Raw genomic sequence first — 16,798 nt, 5'->3', positions numbered from 1 at the left:
TATCAGCAATTGTAAAAAGGCTTCAGTTTGTGTTTCTCCCTTTTTAATATTTAAATCAACCCATTCATATGGAATGTTGAGGAAAGAAGTTAGTAACTGAATTTTGTAACAATTACCTGATTGGTGATCACCGTAAACTTTCATTCTGACTCCTAAATAATTCGGGTAAAAAATTTTGGAACTGTCCCACTTCTTCAATATTATGTTTGATCCAATATTGACCATGTTTTCGATCAAAGAATAAAAATTCAAATACAGGTCTAAGAATTCGAAATGATATTCCCTTCCATCCAACAATCAAACAGTTTTCATAGAGTGTTCCATCCTTCGTTTCTTGGAATTGATATTCCATTCGGGCTATGGGAAGAATTCCATACAATTTAGGATTGTGGATAAATCCAGTTTCATCTAATTTTTCGATCGGACTGATGACATTCACCAAATATCGTTTTTGTCTTCCTAAGTATTCCACAATCCGTAACACCGCACCTGGCCCAATTTTACCCGATTCATTTGTTTTTTCATAACTGACATGAACATGATCTTCAGGATGCCAAACATGATATCGATCTAATACCTTACCTTGGTATTCCATTGTACCTTCCAAATGTTGGAACCACCAAACTAACATTCTTGGAAAAACACCTTTCAGGATATCATGTTTGATCCAATATTTGACCCTTCCATCTGCTAATATTTCCCGTCCCGATTCGGCTGATTCCATCGTCTTTGGATTCCACGTTATTCCACGATGAGGAGGTAACCCCAATTTTACAGATTTCATACCTGATTCTCCTTGGTATAGTGAATACTATACTTCCTTTCTTATAAGGTAAAGTAAACACTATACAAAAAATCAATCGAAAAAAATTCAGGTTAAGAAAAAATGATGTAAAACGAGATCAAAACCTAGAATGAAACTGACCTTAAAAATGCTACAAAGTGAATTTGCAGCGTATCAAAATCCACAATCTGAAAAAGAAAAAGAGATCGTAGATGCAGCAGAGGAAATTTTTGCCGAATTGGGATTTAGCGGTGCAACTACGGCAGAACTTGCTAAAAAAGCAGGTACTACAGAACGAACATTGTTCAAATACTTTCCGACTAAATTTGATTTATACAAACGTGTATTAGCTGGTCTTTTATTGTCGACTATTTTGCCAAATCATATGTCAGACTTAAAAGATAGAATCCAATCACAACATCGAAATTTTAAAGAATGGTTCATATCAATTTTAAAAGCTAGGTTTGAATCAGTTGCAAAAGAACCTCAAAAATTAAAACTTTTACTCGGAGCCATACTCTTCTCCAAAGACTTCGCTGAAATTTTTGGGCATTTATGGAAAACAAATTTATATGATACTTCGATTGAAGCTTATCGAAATTTTCAATTAAAAGGTGAGATCAAAAAGGATTTAGATCTCAATCAAATTGTCAGAGTCTCTTTTAGTTTAGGAGCCAGTTTTATCATCACAAAGTTTATATTAGCACCTAAGTTTCCGATTGATGTGGATCGTGAAATCGAATCTATATTTTCAATTTTTTACGAAGGTATATCCAACCGAAAGGAACAGAAATGAAGTATCATTTCAATAAACAAAGATTCGTTTGCTTTTACTTTTCTCTCTTTGGCACAAACAAAATGACTTTTCCCTTTGTGAGTAAATGATTGGCAATTTTGTCAACTCCGGTTTCATTACCCAAATAAAAATCAACTCTACCTTCTCCTTGGATGGCATTTCCTCTATCATGGACAAACACCAAATGATCGTTATATGTCTGTTGAATTGACTTAAAACTGACTAACACTGGAAATCCAAGAGGGATTTGTTTATCCATCGCAACAGAACGTTCGGGAACAAGTCGGATCCCTCCACTTCCCAATGGTCCGATCATTTGATCTGAAAGTTGTTTTTTCGGTAGGATCTCTTTTTCAAAGAAAATATATCTTGGATTTTTCCAAATGGCTTCGGAAACTTCTTTAGGATTTGTCTCCATACAAAATTTTAATTCATATGGTTTTAAACTTGGACAAACTCCTGTTAAATGAATAGCAGGACTCAAATAATCAAATCCATTGTCTGCGGCATAATTGATCCTAAATATTTCTTTTGTTTCTGTTTGGACAAGAGCAGATCCTTCCAATTGTGCTAAATGAAGATCGGTTAATGTTAGATACACAATCGGTTGGGAAACGGTTTTCCAATGGGATTCTTCTTTCCAATACTCTCTAGGATAAAATTTCGAATGAGTCTCTTTGGAATTCTCCTTTGGTGGGACAAGTGCTGGATACAAATAGTTTCCACTTGGTTTTGTTCTCCCTTGGATTCGCACTTCATAATAACCAGTGATGAGCGGAGATTCGGAATTGGGTTTCAATTCTACCTCTTTGAATTGTTTTCGAATCTCTTTTAGTAAATCTAAGTGTTTGTTTCCCTGAATTTGTTTTTGGATCTCTCTCAGTGGGAACAAAATATCATTGAGAGTAATGGTTTCCCCTTGGATTAAAAATTTTGTATCCATAGGGAGTTTTTGCAGGTATTGGATCGATTCTTGGATTGCAACTTGTAAGGCAATTGACTCTGACTTCTTATCTAGAATTTTATGATTTGGCTTTGTGGGTTTCGCAGGAAGGGTCCATAAAAACGGAACCAAATAAAGAGAGAATAGGCAAATGAGGAATCGTTTCATTCTGTCCATTGTTACAGGAATTGTTTCAACACGATGGAAAAAAGCGAGTCTAGTTTTATTGGCTAAAACCTGCGAAAATAGTCTTATGTCTCATAAGGTATGGAGTGTCCAATCATTTTTACCAATTCCCCTTGACTTCCATGGGGGTACCAAAAACCTTTCAAAAGACCTCATATTTTTGCGATCATATATAGATAAATTAGGTGTTTCATGAAACGTACATTCCAACCGAGTAAAATTAAACGCGTGAGAACTCACGGATTCCGAGCCAGAATGGCTACCCCAGGCGGAAGAAATGTGATAGCGAACAGAAGAAGAAAAGGACGCGCTAAGTTGACTGTTTCCGACGAAAAAATCGGGAGAAAGTTCTAATTTAGGAGCTTCCTTCGGAGACCCTTCGCGACCAAACCAGGATCCAGGAACTCTTTCGTCAGAATCGAAAAATGGGCAGGCCTCCACTTCGTTGGCTTGTTCGGAAAAACGGCCTTCCTTTTGCCAGTTTTTTATTTTGCCCCGATAAAACTCACAAAACTGCCGTTCTTCGCAACCGTTCAAAACGAATCCTCAGGGAACTGGTTCGGAAATATAATTCTGTTTTGCCAGTAGGATACGATTGTGCCCTACTTGTTCAGGTTGGATTTGCGAAGTTATCTAAGGAAGACCGAGAGGTTTTATTCCTTTCGGCACTAAAACAATTCCCATGAATCGGCTGTTTTTGTTTCTCATTTTCCTCTACAAAAAACTGCTCTCTCCACTATTACCTCCGTCATGCCGATTCACTCCTAGCTGTTCTGAATACGCCAAACAAGCGTTTGAAACCTATCCATGGTACAAAGCGTTTGTTCTTAGCATCATTCGAATTTCTAAATGCCACCCCTATCATGAAGGTGGACATGATCCTTTACCGAAATCTTATAACAAGAGTTAAACTATGCAAAACGATACCAACAACAGACAAGGTCGATTATTCCTCGCTTTATTTTTAAGTTTAGCAGTATGGATGGGAATCAATTATATCTTTTTTCCACCACAAACGCCGAAACCAAAAACTGTAACCGAAACCGCAAAAACAGAAGGTGCTGATAAAGAAAAAACAGCAACAACTGATCCAAAAGCAGAAATCAAAAAAGCCACAACGGAATCACCAAAACTAAAACCAGTCAAACCAGAAGAGGAAAAAACATTTTCTCTCAAAACTGATTCCTTCTTGGTTCGTTTCTCAAGTTTAGGTGGAAGGATCACAGAATACTATATCAAAGATCATAAAGAACCAGATGGTTCTGAATTTACGATCGCAAAAGATCCGAAATTCCAAATTGAATTTGATGGCCAAACAGAAAAAGCAGTGGAACTCACAAGAGGCCAAGGTTTTGACTTCAACATCATTGAAGACAAAGATACCATTCCTTATTCCGCATATAACCTCGTAAACTTTAGCTCAAATTATAATGCAGAAACAAAAACAGTTACATTCGAAGCACCATCGCTCGATGGTAAATTCACAATTCAGAAAAAATTCCAATTTTTCCCTTCTGAAAATTACTTTAAGTTCCATTTAACTTTAAAAAACAGAACTTCTGAGACCATTCACATCTCTCCAACTAAGTCTGATGTTTACTTTCGTTCCTTTAGTTCCCTTGGTCCCATCTTAAAGAAAAAAGAAGACTTCAATGACCGAGACAATGCACATTACTTCCGTTACTACTATTTAGATGGAAGTTTTAAAGACCATATTGATGGCACAACGACCCAAGGATTTTTTGATAATCTTTTTGGTTCCAATGAAGGTAAAGACCCTCGATATGAAATCAAAAAAGGTTCTAACGATAAAGTTGACTTCGTGGGAACAGGAAGCCGTTATTTCATTGGTGTCATTGACCCGCTAGATGATAAACCGGCCGGAGTCCTTTTAGATAACCGAAAAGGCAACGAAACTGGTGTCCTTCTTGTTTACGACAATTGGAAATTAGGACCTGGCGAGGAAGTAAACTTAGATTATGCAGCGTATGTTGGTGTTCGTGAGTTAGATGGAACAGCCTTCCGAGATAGCAAACTCGATCCAAAAATCAACAAAGACTCTGTATTTGCAGGTCTTAGTGAATCACTCGATAAATCCTTTAACCAAGGGATCACAACACCACTTCGAAACGGAATTGTTTGGATCTTAAAAAAGATCTATTTAGTGATTCCGAATTATGGATGGGCGATTGTCATCTTTGCAATTTTGTTTAAGTTAGCTTTTTATCCTCTGAACAAAAAACAAGCTGAGTCCATGAAAAAGATGCAAGAGTTATCTCCGCAAATCAAACTCATCAACGAAAAGTATGCGGATGATCCAAAACTCAAACAAGAGAAGACGATTGAACTTTATAAAAAGAATGGAACCAATCCTATGGCGGGTTGCCTTCCGATGCTCATTCAAATTCCGATCTTTATCGCTCTTTATACGGCATTCTCGGATACAGTAGACCTTTGGAATTCTCCTTTCCTTTGGATCAAAGATTTGAGTGAACCAGACACTGTGTTTACAACTCCAAAATTATCATTTATTGGGGCTCTTGCCATTAACATTCTGCCACTCATCATGGTCGCAACACAAGTCGTTCAGTCAAAAATGACAACTGTATCAACTGACCCTAACCAAAAGATGATGATGTATATGATGCCTGTCATCATGTTATACTTCTTCTGGTCAATGCCTGCAGGGGTTACTATGTATTGGACCATGCAAAACATTCTATCCATCGCTCAACAAGTGTATACAAACAAGTTTGTTAAGTCAGACGACAAAAAGCCAAATCCAAGTGGGCCAACACCTGCTAACAACACTTCTGCGGTTGCAAGACCAGGTTTTAGAAACCAAAACAAAAAGAAGAAATGAAATCATTGTTTAACAAGGAAGATCACAGATGAATAATTACATTTTCGAAGCCGAAGGAAAAACGAAAGGGGAAGCAGAAGATTTTACTCTCGAAACCCTTCGTCTCCAAGCAGGCGATTTACGATTCGAAGTAGTAGATTCCGGAAAGTCCGGCTTTTTAGGAATCACACAAAAAAAACCAGCCGTTGTACGCGCGTTTGTTGCTAACAACGATATCCCTTCTGAAAAAATCATACACGGTGTGATCATCACTATTTTGAAAAAAATGGGAATCCCCGCAGAAGTAGTGGGAATGGGTGATGTAGACGGAAAAATTTATGTCGAACTCACAAGCAAAGAATCTGGACTCATCATCGGAAAACGTGGAGGTACATTAGATTCACTCCAATTCCTCCTCAACTTGATGGTAGATCCAAAAATCCGACACAACCGAAAAATTGTTTTAGATATTGAATCTTATCGCGACAAACGCGAGTTATCTCTCATTCGATTGGCGAAGTCTATTGCAGCTTCTGTGATTAAATCAGGTAGATCAAAACTTCTCGATCCAATGAATCCTTTCGAAAGAAGAATTGTTCACATGGCGATCCAAGAAGACGAAAGAGTCTTCACAAGATCAGAAGGTAACGGAACATTCAAACGAGTCCGAGTGATTTCCGCAAAAGAAAAACATAAATACAAAGATTTGGAAGATCCTTCTAAAAAAGGTCTACCAGTGGAAGACTTTGCAGATGGAGTAGACCAAGAAGATCTTGATTGATACCATTGCGGCATTGTCCACAGCCCAAGGTCCCGGAGCGATTGGTATCCTTCGGGTCTCGGGTTCTTTGGTATTGCCCATCTCCCTTTCTGTTTTAGAAAAAAACGGAACTGCCCTCACAGAAACATTTTTACAAAACCAAAAACGCACCGCCATTTTTTGTGACTTTGTTGAAAATGGAAACCCCTTAGACCAAATTGTATTTTTTTATTTTCCAGCACCTAACTCTTACACAGGTGAAGATCTAGCAGAGTTCCATCTCCATGGAAATCCTATCTTATTAAAACGTGCCCTTCATGTCCTTTTTGATAAAGGAGCAAGACCTGCCTCGAAAGGTGAATTTACGAAACGTGCTTATTTAAATGGGAAAATCAATTTGTCCGGTGCTGAGGCCATTAGTCGACTCATTGAAGCAAGGTCCAAATACGAATTGGAACTCGCTCAAAAAAACGTATTTGGCGAAATCACAAAATTAAGTTCAAAAATCAGAAGTGATTTAATATCACTCAAAGCTGAATGTGAAGCAGAAATTGATTTTTCGACTGAAGACTTAACATTTGAAAGTTTAGAGCAAAGAAAAAACCGAATGGTGGATCTTAAAAATTTATGTTCTAAATTAATCAAAAACTCCGAACGAGCAGAATCTCTCATCTTACAATCGACTGTCGTATTATTCGGAGAACCGAATACTGGTAAGTCGAGCCTCATGAATTTACTCATCGGAAAAGATAGATCCATTATATCAGATGTACCTGGCACAACTAGAGATTATATCGCAGAAGAATTGAGTTTGGATGGAATCCCAATACGTTTAGTTGATACTGCTGGGATCAGAGAAACTACTGATAACATCGAACAAATGGGAATCGAAAGAAGTAAACGTGAAGCAGACAGTGCTAATGTGAAATTACTTTTGATCGATACTTCAGTTCCTTTCGAGATCGATTCGTTTCTAAATAAACATAAAGATCGTTTATTTGAATCAATTCTTGTAGCCAATAAAGTTGATGCAAAACATCCAACCTGGGATTTAAAAAATTTAGAAAACATCCAAAAAGAATACAACCTAACCATTTCAGAAATTTCCTGCAAAACAAAACAAGGAATTTCCGAATTACTGAATTTATTAAAATTAAAACTTACCTCTCAGGAGAATACGGAAGATTTAGTTTTGTTAGAAGACCGCCAAAGGTATCACATTCAAAAAATTGAATCTTGTTTATCCGAATCCATCCAACTCATGGAAAACAATGCTCCTGCTGAAATTTATATCCAAGAAATCAATCGGGCATTGTTAGAAATTGGTCAAGTAAATGGTGTCGTTGAAAATGAGGAAATTCTAGGGCGAATTTTTAGCAAATTCTGTGTCGGAAAATAATTCCGTGCAGATTTAAAATTTAATCTTGTATAATCATCGAATTAGTATCTAATTGGTCGCACATTCGATACGAGGTAAAAAATGAAAAAATTTCTTGTGATTCTCACTCTTTTCTCTTTCAGCAGTTTTGGTTTGTTTGCTCAAGCAGTGGCAGACGAAGAGCCTACTATGCAATCAGACGAGGCTTCTGAAACCGTTAAACCTAAGAAAGACAAAATGAACAATAAAGACGGTGAGAAAAAAGAAAAAAAGAATAACAAAAATGGCGAGAAAAAGGCTAAAAAAGCTAAGAAAGCCAAAAAAGAGAAAAAAGAAAAAAAAGACGCTGAGTAATCCTTTCTCTCTTAATCTTCAAAAACCCCTGGTTCCAGGGGTTTTTTTATTCCTCTATCCGATTTGAAACGAACCATGCATTATAAAAACCTAATTCTACCCGTATTCTTATTCTTTACACTCTTTCAATGTAACTCAACTCCCGAAAAAAATCCAGATTTGAAACTTCCGAATGAAGTTACATTTTCAATCAGACTAACATCAATTCCGCAAGAGTTAATAGGAGAAACCATTTCGTTATCATTCCAATTCTATCGTTGTCCAGACACAACAGCTAAAGAATGTTATGTTCCTATCTTAGAGAATAAACTTGAAATTGGAAAAATCAAATCGAATGTAACCACTGGAAAAACTAGTTTCACTTTGCCGAAAGCTTGGACACATTTCGCAATCCGAATCATTGGAATCGAAAGAGTGCATGGTAAATTTACACCTGGCCATAATCCATTTTGGTATTCACCCGCAAACATAGCAAAATCAGGTCCTAACATCACAAAAGAATTTCGATTTCTGTCGCAAGAGAACAAAATCCCAAACAGAATCCAAGAAGAGATTGCTAAAAAATTTTCTCCCATCCTTGTTTTCCATAAAGATAAGAAATACCTTCCGTCTAACATCGAAAAGTATTCCAAGTTCTTTGCTAAAAAAGAATACCCATTACCAGAAAAGGATATCCGCAGGAAAACCAAAGGGCAATCCACTTGGAACTACGTAGATTTTCCAGATTTTATACCAATCGAAAATCCAACCCATTTGTATTATCATGCTCGTTATGCACAATCGACAGTGTCTGGAACACAATCGGAAGCTTTACCTGGATTTCGAGATGATTTGAATTATTGGTACGAAGTTGGAAATGGGGATATAGTAATTTCCTATTGGATTTGGTATGATTGGAATGAAGGACCTACTCAATTTGGAAACATCCACCAAGGGGACTTGGAATCGTATGCACTACTCATTTCGAAAGAGGGAAAAGCAAAACGCATTTTACTCACAGGACACGATCATATTTTACTCGATACAGACTTTCGAAATATCAATTCCGTAAAAAATCATCCTATCCTGTACGTCGCAAAAGGAAATATGGGGGCTGATGGTGGAAACCCAACTTCAGCTTACGGTGGCTATACGGTAAAACTCAATGCTGGGAATTTTTTATTCAATTATATTTCAGATCCTTGGGACGTGTTTCCAACCTTTGACCCAAAGGAATCAATTCTTGTGATTCCAGCAGATCTTTCCGAAACAGAGTTAACATCTGTTAAAATAGGACCTGGAACACAAAAACCGAATCCTCAGAGCCAACCTAATTCAAATGAAATGGAAGGTTCTACAACTGTTTATGTGGATGCGCGGTTGATGGTAAAACAAAGAATCCAGAAACTTGTGATGTGGGAAGAACCAGGATGGGTGAACCAAAAAGCATTCCAAGACCCAGACGGCCACCATACAGTTGATCCATCTGTTGCATCGTTTTTTCAATTCCAAGGAAGGCTTGGCAAACACCCAAGGACTGTCTTAAAAATTACGGAACTCAAACAGTATGGTGCTTCACCAGAGAATGCACCTTTTAAAACCAATATCGAACAACATTTTACATTTGAACGTCCTAGAATGGAGCGAAACCATACAGACCGAGAAGGAAATTATGGTCCGAAATTTTATGGAGATGATTCCACTCCTCAAAAATGATAGGTTGATGTAAATTTAATTTAATTTAATTTAATTTGAATTCATTCAATTTAAATTAAATCCACTAACTTTGCTTTGGCGAGCTCTTCTGGTTTAAAGGGTTTTTCTACTTTGATGTATTGGATCATTTTCTCTCTTAGGGGATAAGAATCTCCTAAGATGGCCTTTTGGATCACAAAGTCTTTCCATGTTTTGAGACAATGCCCAAATTTTTCTCTGTCAAGTAACCTAGTAATCGATTCCTCATTTTCACCCCATACAAATGGATTTGCTCCCGCATAAAGAAGTTCCTTCAAAGACTCCACCCCATCACAAGAAGCAGATAAAAACAAAGCTGTGTTTCCAAATTGATCCTTTGTTTCTAAATTGAGACTATCATCTTCTAAAAGGATGGCACAAACTTCATCCAGATTCCTTTCTGAGGCTAAATGCAGTGCATTTTTCCCTTCTTGATCAAGATGGTCTTTCACTTGGGGAAAGGTTTTTAACAGATACAAGACAATCTCAAATCGATTCTCTACCACTGCTTCTAAAAAAATAGAACGACCGGCTTCATTCCGTAATGAGATCACTTCCTCAGTGATCCACGGATGGATGGACTCCCAAAGAGTTTCCATGGATTCCAAAACAGCGATATGAAAAATAGTATTCCCTTCTCTGTCTCGTGTGAGAAGGTTAGGTGAGTTTTTCCATATTGGTGAAGTAGTGATCAGTGCATTTAAAAATTGTGTGCGGTTTTGGCTGACCACATCAAAGATCACATTGCCAGGAGTTCGGTAAGGCGAATTGGGGTCTGCTCCCTTTGTGATCGCATGTTGGAACAAATCCACATTGTCAACTTTTAACATCCAAGTGAGAGCGTTAGTTCCATAAGAATCCAGTTCATTGGGATCGGCTCCTTCTTTTAGAAGTAAATCCCAATCTTCTATTGTACCTGACTTTGCAACATCAATGACACTCATTCTTGTAACGATAAAAGTTACTTAACTCTTGTCGATTTTTTAACCAGACGTTTAGTCGGTTTGAAACTAATGATTTTATCAAATCCGCGTTTCACTTCAAATTTTAAATAGGGAACGGATGTTTCCTTTGGTGGGATGAGGCTCATTGCTCTTTCGGACAATGCTGTGATGGTTAAACTTGGGTTCACACCTAAGTTCACAGTCAACATGGATGCATCGCAAACACGTAGGTTGTCATAACCAAACACTTTGTTTTCCAAATCAATCACACCTTTTTCGGGGGTTTCTGCCACGATACACCCACCCATGATGTGTCCTGTAACCGGAGCAGACAATAATGTTTCGTTGAGTGAACTTCGTGGAATCCCGCCAACAATCTCAGCCAATTTGCGAGTGAAGGCATTGGCGATCGGAATGTAAGTTGGGGTTGGTTCTCCAGTGGAAAGAGCGGATGTGATGGTCCTCTGGAAAGGCCAAATAAAACGACGTTTGCGAACAAGTCGTACGCTATTGTCCACAGTTTGCATGACAAGTAAGATGATTGAATTTTTTGCAAATCCAAATGGATTGTGAGCTTTGAGAAAGTAAATTGGATGGCGTAACATTGTCCAAAAAAACTTCAGTGGTCGCGGAAACTTCCCTCCACCATCAGTCATCACACTGGCAAGGACACCAAAAAAATCGGAGCCTTTCGAATACCTAACAGGTTCAATATGTGTATTTTCATCAGGGTGGACAGAAGAAGTGATGGCAATCCCTCGCGAATAATCTGCATGATTACTGGATGGGACTGTCACTGGTAAAACTGTTTCACTATTGGTTCGGACAGTATCACCTAACTTCTCAGACAAACGAATCATTTTGTTTTCCTGTTGCATTTTGAGAAGTAAACCAACAGTTCCCATCACACCTGCAGACAGAACAACTTGTTCGGATCGAAATTTTCGTTTTGGATAACCAAACCAACCTGTTGTACTGTTTGTTTCTAATTCATATCCAAATTCTCCACTAGCTTCTGGATCAGGAATTCCTTTTGCATTGAGTGGGATAAGAGAGGTAACTTTGGTTTCAGGTAAAATAACAGCACCTAACTTCTCAGCTAAATACAAATAGTTTTTATCGAGTGTGTTTTTAGCATTATGGCGGCAACCAACCATGCACCCACCACAATAATTACAAGGATCACGATCTGGACCATCACCATCAAAAAATGGATCCTTAGGATCATTTTTGTTACCAAAATAAATTCCAACAGGTGTTCTACGAAAGGTATCTTCTTTTCCAAATGATTTAGCAGTTTCCAACAATAAATGGTCAGGTTCCCATAATTGAGGATTTTCAGTTACGCCTAACATATGTTTTGCAACATCGTAAAAGGGCAATAATGCTTTTTCTCCACCCATTTTGGAATACAATGGTGAGTTTAAAACTTTACTAGAAGGAACATATAGAGTACAAGCATAGACAAGTGATCCACCACCTACTCCTGATCCACTCACAAGTAAAAAATCATTCAGTAGGTTGATCCTTTGGATTCCATAAAATCCAAGTTTTGGCATCCACAAATACTTTCGTAAACTCCAATTGGTTTTTGGAAAATCTCCAGCCTTCCAACGTTTGCCGGATTCAATGACCAAAACTTTATATCCCTTTTGAGAAAGACGATATGCAGAAACAGAACCACCAAAGCCTGAACCAACTATAATCACGTCGTAATCAAATTTTTGTTCTTTTGGAATGGTTTGGTTCATGGTTCGTTTTTCCTTGTTTGTGGAGAATGAGCGAATCCGATTCTCCGATTGAATTCATTTTCTGTCAATTCGCTCTTAGGAATTCTGAAAAAACTTCTGGTCGAATCAAATCATCGGTTTTGAATCGGTTCATGTCTGAAATCAAAAAACAAATTCCTCTGCTCAACTCCGATGGAACAATTACACAAGAAGGTTGGGCACGTTCACCCTATTGGACTTATAACAGAGAAAATATTGCCGCTTCAAAACTTAGGATTAAGGAATGGGATTATTATTCGGTGCTTTCTCCATCAAAAGAATACGGCATAACATTTACAGCGTCAGACTTAGGTTATGCGGGACTTTTTGCCATTTGTTATTTAGATTTTAAAAAAGGAATCTTCAAACAAATTGATACTTTATCGGTAATGCCACTTGGCAAAACTGGATTCCCAAGAGTGAATGATAGTGGAGTTGTTTCTTTCGAAGACAAAAAACTATCCTTACGTTTTGAAACGATTCATGGCAAACGAACCTTAGAATTTGAATCCAAAGATTTTGTAGCACCTGACGGCTCCCGTGGGATCCAAGGAAAAATTGAACTAACAGAACCAAAAATGGATACAATGAATATTGCCACCTCTTGGAAGGAAAACAGAAAGGCATTCTATTATAATACCAAAATCAATTGTATGCCAGCGACAGGTAATGTAGTCGTTGGAAACCAGACTCTCACATTTGATTCCAAAACAGATTTTGGTGCTTTGGATTGGGGGAGAGGTGTTTGGACATACAAAAATCGTTGGTACTGGAGTTCCGTTTCAGCTTGGATTGATGGAAAACCGTTTGGACTCAATTTAGGGTATGGTTTTTCAGACAGAACTCCTGCTTCCGAAAATGTCATTTTGTATGATGGTAAAATTCACAAATTGGATGAAGTAAAATTTATCATCAATACGAAAGATTATATGGCACCTTGGAAATTTGTATCCAATAACAACCGTTTGGATCTGGATTTCCAACCCATAGTGGATCGTAATTCATATATGAACTTTGTGGTCATTAAATCGGTGCAACACCAAGTCTTTGGAAAATTTAATGGAACAGTAGTATTGGATGATGGAAAAAAAATCAAACTAGAAAACGTTCTTGGATTTGCCGAAGATGTTCTCAATCACTACTAAAAAAGAAAGGGCGATCACAATTACTGTCATCGCTCTTTATCTTTTCTTTTTTAGAGTAATCGATCTATAGAAATCGAATCAGTCCGCTTATGCTCGTTTTTTTAATTTGTAATACGCAGAAAAACTAGCTGGGATAAAGATCAAGGAGCCAAATGTTCCAAACCCTAATCCCCAAGCCAGTGACAATGTCATCGGGATGAGGAGTGGGTCTGAACCTCCAATCGCATACGCTGTCGGAATCATCCCTGCCATGGTTGTCATCGTTGTTACAAGGATGGGCCTAAAACGTTCCGATGATGCTGTAATGAGAGATTCCAAAAGTCCCTCTCCTTTGGATTGGAATTCTTCAATCGTATCCACTAAGACAATCGAGGCGTTAACAATCACACCCGCAAGACCGATGATACCAATCATCGCAAGAAAACTGAGAGCCTTTCCAGAAATCAAAAATCCAAATACAACACCCACAAATCCGAGAGGGATCGATAATAAGATCAACACAGGTTTTTTGATACTATTAAAGATAATTGCAAGGATGGCAAAAATTCCAAAAAAGGCCAATACACCTGCAACTAACAAAGAAACCATTGATTTGGCAGTTTCTTCTTGTTCACCACGAAATTTGATTTTGTAACCAGGGTATTTTTTCCCGATATTTCCAAACTCATCTACAATTTTTCCATTTACGATGGATGAACTTGTAATCGATTCATTTACATCAGCAAGGACTGTAATTGCTTTTTCATAGTCATTGTGGTAAAGCGCTTCGATTCCTTGGACAGTTGTTTTTGTTGTGACTGCTGTAATCGGTGTTAGTAGACCAAATTTATTGGAAATTTGGATGGAATCTAAATCTTCTATTCCATCTCGAAAACGATCATCATTTTGGATGATGATTCGGACTTCATCTTTTCCTTTTCGTAAGTTAGAAGCTTCCAGACCTTCCATAGCAGTTCGCACATAATAGGCTGTGATCTCTGTATCAATCCCTGTGATCGCTGATGCAGTATCTTTTACACGGATTTGAATTTCTTCTCTACCTGGTTTATAATCATCATTGATATTGATGACACCTTCTTGTTTTCGAAGAAAGTCCTGCATCTCATTGGAAATTTGTTTTAATGTTTTGTAATCACGGCCTTCAATGGCAACGGTAACTGCGGCTCCAATCGGAGGTCCATTCACCACCAAATCCACCATGACCGAAATGGCATTCGGTAATTTTTTTAAATCAGGTTCCAGTTCTCCAAATATTTCTTGGGCGGTTCTTTTTCGTTCAGTTTCCGGAACAAGTATGATTTGTGCCATTCCCAATTGTTCCCCAATCCTTGTGAGTGGGTCAGTAGGATCCGTTTGTTGGATCCCAATTTTTAAAATGACACTTTGTACTTCTGATTTTGGAATTTTATCTAAAATGGGTTGGAAATATTGCAATTGTTTGGCGGTCTCTTGTGCCGAAAAGTCAGGCGGAAATTCTGCTCTTACCAGCACGTAATCAATCCCTTCTTTTGGGAATAGATTGAAGTTCATGAGACCTACTAAGCCACAAGATGACAAAAATACGATGAGGATACATCCAAGTGTTATGAATGGTCTTCCTACTACTTTGGTAATAAAATTTGTAAACTTTGTTTTTAAAGAATCAAAACCATTTTCCAAGATGGAACGAAATCGATCCCTATATTTGGATCTTTTTTTTGGTTCATTCGAAGTAAACTGTGCATACCGAACAGGTAATAAAAGAAAAGATTCAAACAATGATAAAGTCAGCGCAACGATCACCATAAATGGAATCTGCCAAATGAATTTTCCCATGATCCCGGACATAAATGCCATCGGTAAAAACGCTGCTACTGTTGTTAGATAAGATCCTATGATAGGAACAAACAATTCACTCGCACCTAAGACAGCTGCTTCTCTTGACTCAAAATTTTTCGAACGATACTTATAAATATTTTCAGAGATGATGATACTATTGTCCACGAGCATCCCAAGTGAAATGATGATCCCAAGCATCGAAACTAAGTTAAAGGATACATCAAAGATTGGAAATGCAATGGTGGTCGCAAATAATGTCAGTGGTAAAGATAAACTTGTTAAAAGTGAATCTTTAAAACTAAAAAACAAAATGAGTACTACAACAACTAAAAACAAACCTTGGAGAGAGTTTGTAATCACCACATCTAGTCGTTTGATTGCTCTTTTTCCTTCGTTATTTAATTCCGTAAATTGAATGTTTGCCGGAATTTGTTTCTTTAATTCTTCAATTCGACCTTGGACTGCTTCAACCGTTCGAATGATGTCAGCACTGTCTTTTTTAATGATTTGTAAAACATAAGCAGGCTCACCATTGACTACTGCGAGCACACGTGGTCTTTCATACGTATCTTTTACATTGGCAACTTGTGAAAGTAAAATTGAATTTCCCGTTTCATTTGAACGAATCGGAATGTTTTTGATATCATTGATTTCAGCAATCTCTCCAGTCACACGAATGTCTTGTGTGATGGGTCTTAAAAAAGAACCTGCAGGAACACTGATATTACGTTTGGAAATTGCATTGATGATATCAGAAAATCCAATGGTATATCGTTTTTTTAAATCTGGATCAACACGTATCCGCCATTCTTCTTTCCGTTTTCCAAACGCATCAACCCGAGAAACTCCAGAAACTTTTCGCATCTCATCTTCAATGAAACGCCCCATTTCTTGTAATTCCATTTCATCCATCGCACCATGGATTGCGATTTCTAAAACAGGAAAGTTCGAACTCTTTTGTTCCGTGACAATGGGTCGATCCTTTACTTGGGTTGGTAAATTGGTAACACGGTCCACAGCACGACGAATGTCATTCACAACACCATCAGGGTTGTTGTGTTCTAAATCGATTTTGATGCTAATATCGGATTCGGAATTTCGGGAAATGGAACGAACTGAATCAAGCCCTTCTACTTCGCGTAACTTCTCTTCAATGGGAATCGTTACTTTTTTTTCCACATCCACAGGGCTTGCACCAGGATACACTGTGAGAACACGCACTTGGCGAAAGTTGACACGAGGGAATGCTTCCCGTTTCATAGAAAGAACGGAAATGATCCCCGCAAGAAACAAAAATATAAAAACCAAGTTTGCAACTAACGGTTTATAAACAAAAAAATGGATAACTTTTCTCATAAGAACACTA

Annotated in this window: 14 protein-coding genes and 1 pseudogene; 10 read left to right on the top strand and 5 right to left on the bottom strand. The window is 37.8% G+C overall.

The genetic code is table 11. From position 1 onward, the window contains the following. Window positions 1-127 precede the first annotated feature (127 nt). Complete coding sequence (locus ND812_RS04345; RefSeq protein WP_265359006.1) at window positions 128-784, bottom strand: DAPG hydrolase family protein; 657 nt, start codon at window positions 782-784, stop codon at window positions 128-130. Window positions 785-914: 130 nt separating this feature from the next. On the opposite strand from ND812_RS04345, the gene ND812_RS04340 reads away from it, so the two are divergent. Beyond that, window positions 915-1,580 (top strand): TetR/AcrR family transcriptional regulator, encoded by a 666-nt coding sequence (locus ND812_RS04340; protein ID WP_265374422.1) that lies wholly within the window; start codon window positions 915-917, stop codon window positions 1,578-1,580. 34 nt (window positions 1,581-1,614) lie between these two features. Here the strand turns inward: ND812_RS04340 and ND812_RS04335 are convergent, their stop codons facing one another. Beyond that, window positions 1,615-2,691, bottom strand: a complete 1,077-nt coding sequence (locus tag ND812_RS04335; protein ID WP_265374421.1) for an MltA domain-containing protein — start codon at window positions 2,689-2,691, stop codon at window positions 1,615-1,617. A gap of 210 nt (window positions 2,692-2,901) precedes the next feature. Between ND812_RS04335 and rpmH the strand changes: the two genes are divergently transcribed. The 8 genes and pseudogenes from rpmH (at window position 2,902) to ND812_RS04295 (ending at window position 9,738) form a co-directional block, all read left to right on the top strand. Beyond that, on the top strand, window positions 2,902-3,063 hold the full coding sequence (rpmH, locus tag ND812_RS04330; RefSeq protein WP_081431642.1) for a 50S ribosomal protein L34: 162 nt from the start codon (window positions 2,902-2,904) through the stop codon (window positions 3,061-3,063). A gap of 26 nt (window positions 3,064-3,089) precedes the next feature. Continuing rightward, window positions 3,090-3,395, top strand: a pseudogene (locus ND812_RS04325) (ribonuclease P protein component); the annotation flags it as partial. After that, window positions 3,392-3,619 carry a membrane protein insertion efficiency factor YidD gene (gene yidD / locus ND812_RS04320; RefSeq protein ID WP_015676762.1) on the top strand — a complete coding sequence of 76 codons (228 nt, stop codon included), beginning with the start codon at window positions 3,392-3,394 and terminating at the stop codon, window positions 3,617-3,619. The pseudogene ND812_RS04325 and the gene yidD, both read left to right, overlap by 4 nt. A 3-nt stretch (window positions 3,620-3,622) precedes the next feature. Further along, window positions 3,623-5,572 carry a membrane protein insertase YidC gene (gene yidC, locus ND812_RS04315; protein ID WP_265374420.1) on the top strand — a complete coding sequence of 650 codons (1,950 nt, stop codon included), beginning with the start codon at window positions 3,623-3,625 and terminating at the stop codon, window positions 5,570-5,572. A gap of 28 nt (window positions 5,573-5,600) precedes the next feature. After that, a complete protein-coding gene (gene jag, locus ND812_RS04310) occupies window positions 5,601-6,332 on the top strand; it encodes an RNA-binding cell elongation regulator Jag/EloR (RefSeq protein ID WP_265374419.1) in 732 nt (243 codons plus the stop codon). Then, window positions 6,325-7,710, top strand: coding sequence for a tRNA uridine-5-carboxymethylaminomethyl(34) synthesis GTPase MnmE (gene mnmE, locus ND812_RS04305; protein WP_265374418.1), 1,386 nt, complete (start codon window positions 6,325-6,327; stop codon window positions 7,708-7,710). Before jag ends, mnmE begins: the two co-directional genes overlap by 8 nt. Window positions 7,711-7,791: 81 nt before the next feature. Then, on the top strand, window positions 7,792-8,043 hold the full coding sequence (locus ND812_RS04300; protein WP_265374417.1) for a hypothetical protein: 252 nt from the start codon (window positions 7,792-7,794) through the stop codon (window positions 8,041-8,043). A 75-nt stretch (window positions 8,044-8,118) separates the two neighbouring features. Then, window positions 8,119-9,738 (top strand): hypothetical protein, encoded by a 1,620-nt coding sequence (locus ND812_RS04295; protein ID WP_265374416.1) that lies wholly within the window; start codon window positions 8,119-8,121, stop codon window positions 9,736-9,738. Between the two features lie 50 nt (window positions 9,739-9,788). Here the strand turns inward: ND812_RS04295 and ND812_RS04290 are convergent, their stop codons facing one another. Both ND812_RS04290 and ND812_RS04285 read right to left on the bottom strand, forming a co-directional pair. Continuing rightward, window positions 9,789-10,700 carry an ankyrin repeat domain-containing protein gene (locus ND812_RS04290; RefSeq protein ID WP_265374415.1) on the bottom strand — a complete coding sequence of 304 codons (912 nt, stop codon included), beginning with the start codon at window positions 10,698-10,700 and terminating at the stop codon, window positions 9,789-9,791. Window positions 10,701-10,717: 17 nt separating this feature from the next. Beyond that, window positions 10,718-12,451: a GMC oxidoreductase gene (locus ND812_RS04285; protein WP_265374414.1), complete on the bottom strand. Its 1,734-nt coding sequence runs from the start codon at window positions 12,449-12,451 to the stop codon at window positions 10,718-10,720. Between the two features lie 26 nt (window positions 12,452-12,477). Between ND812_RS04285 and ND812_RS04280 the strand changes: the two genes are divergently transcribed. Further along, the gene (locus ND812_RS04280) at window positions 12,478-13,614 is read left to right on the top strand and encodes a DUF2804 domain-containing protein (RefSeq protein ID WP_265374413.1); all 1,137 of its coding nucleotides are present in this window, start codon (window positions 12,478-12,480) and stop codon (window positions 13,612-13,614) included. An 87-nt stretch (window positions 13,615-13,701) separates the two neighbouring features. On the opposite strand, the gene ND812_RS04275 is transcribed toward ND812_RS04280, so the two are convergent. After that, window positions 13,702-16,788 carry an efflux RND transporter permease subunit gene (locus tag ND812_RS04275; RefSeq protein WP_265374412.1) on the bottom strand — a complete coding sequence of 1,029 codons (3,087 nt, stop codon included), beginning with the start codon at window positions 16,786-16,788 and terminating at the stop codon, window positions 13,702-13,704. Between the last annotated feature and the right edge of the window lie 10 nt (window positions 16,789-16,798).

The organism is Leptospira limi (assembly GCF_026151395.1).
Classification (GTDB): domain Bacteria; phylum Spirochaetota; class Leptospiria; order Leptospirales; family Leptospiraceae; genus Leptospira_A; species Leptospira_A limi.
This window is presented reverse-complemented; position numbering and strand designations above follow the sequence as displayed.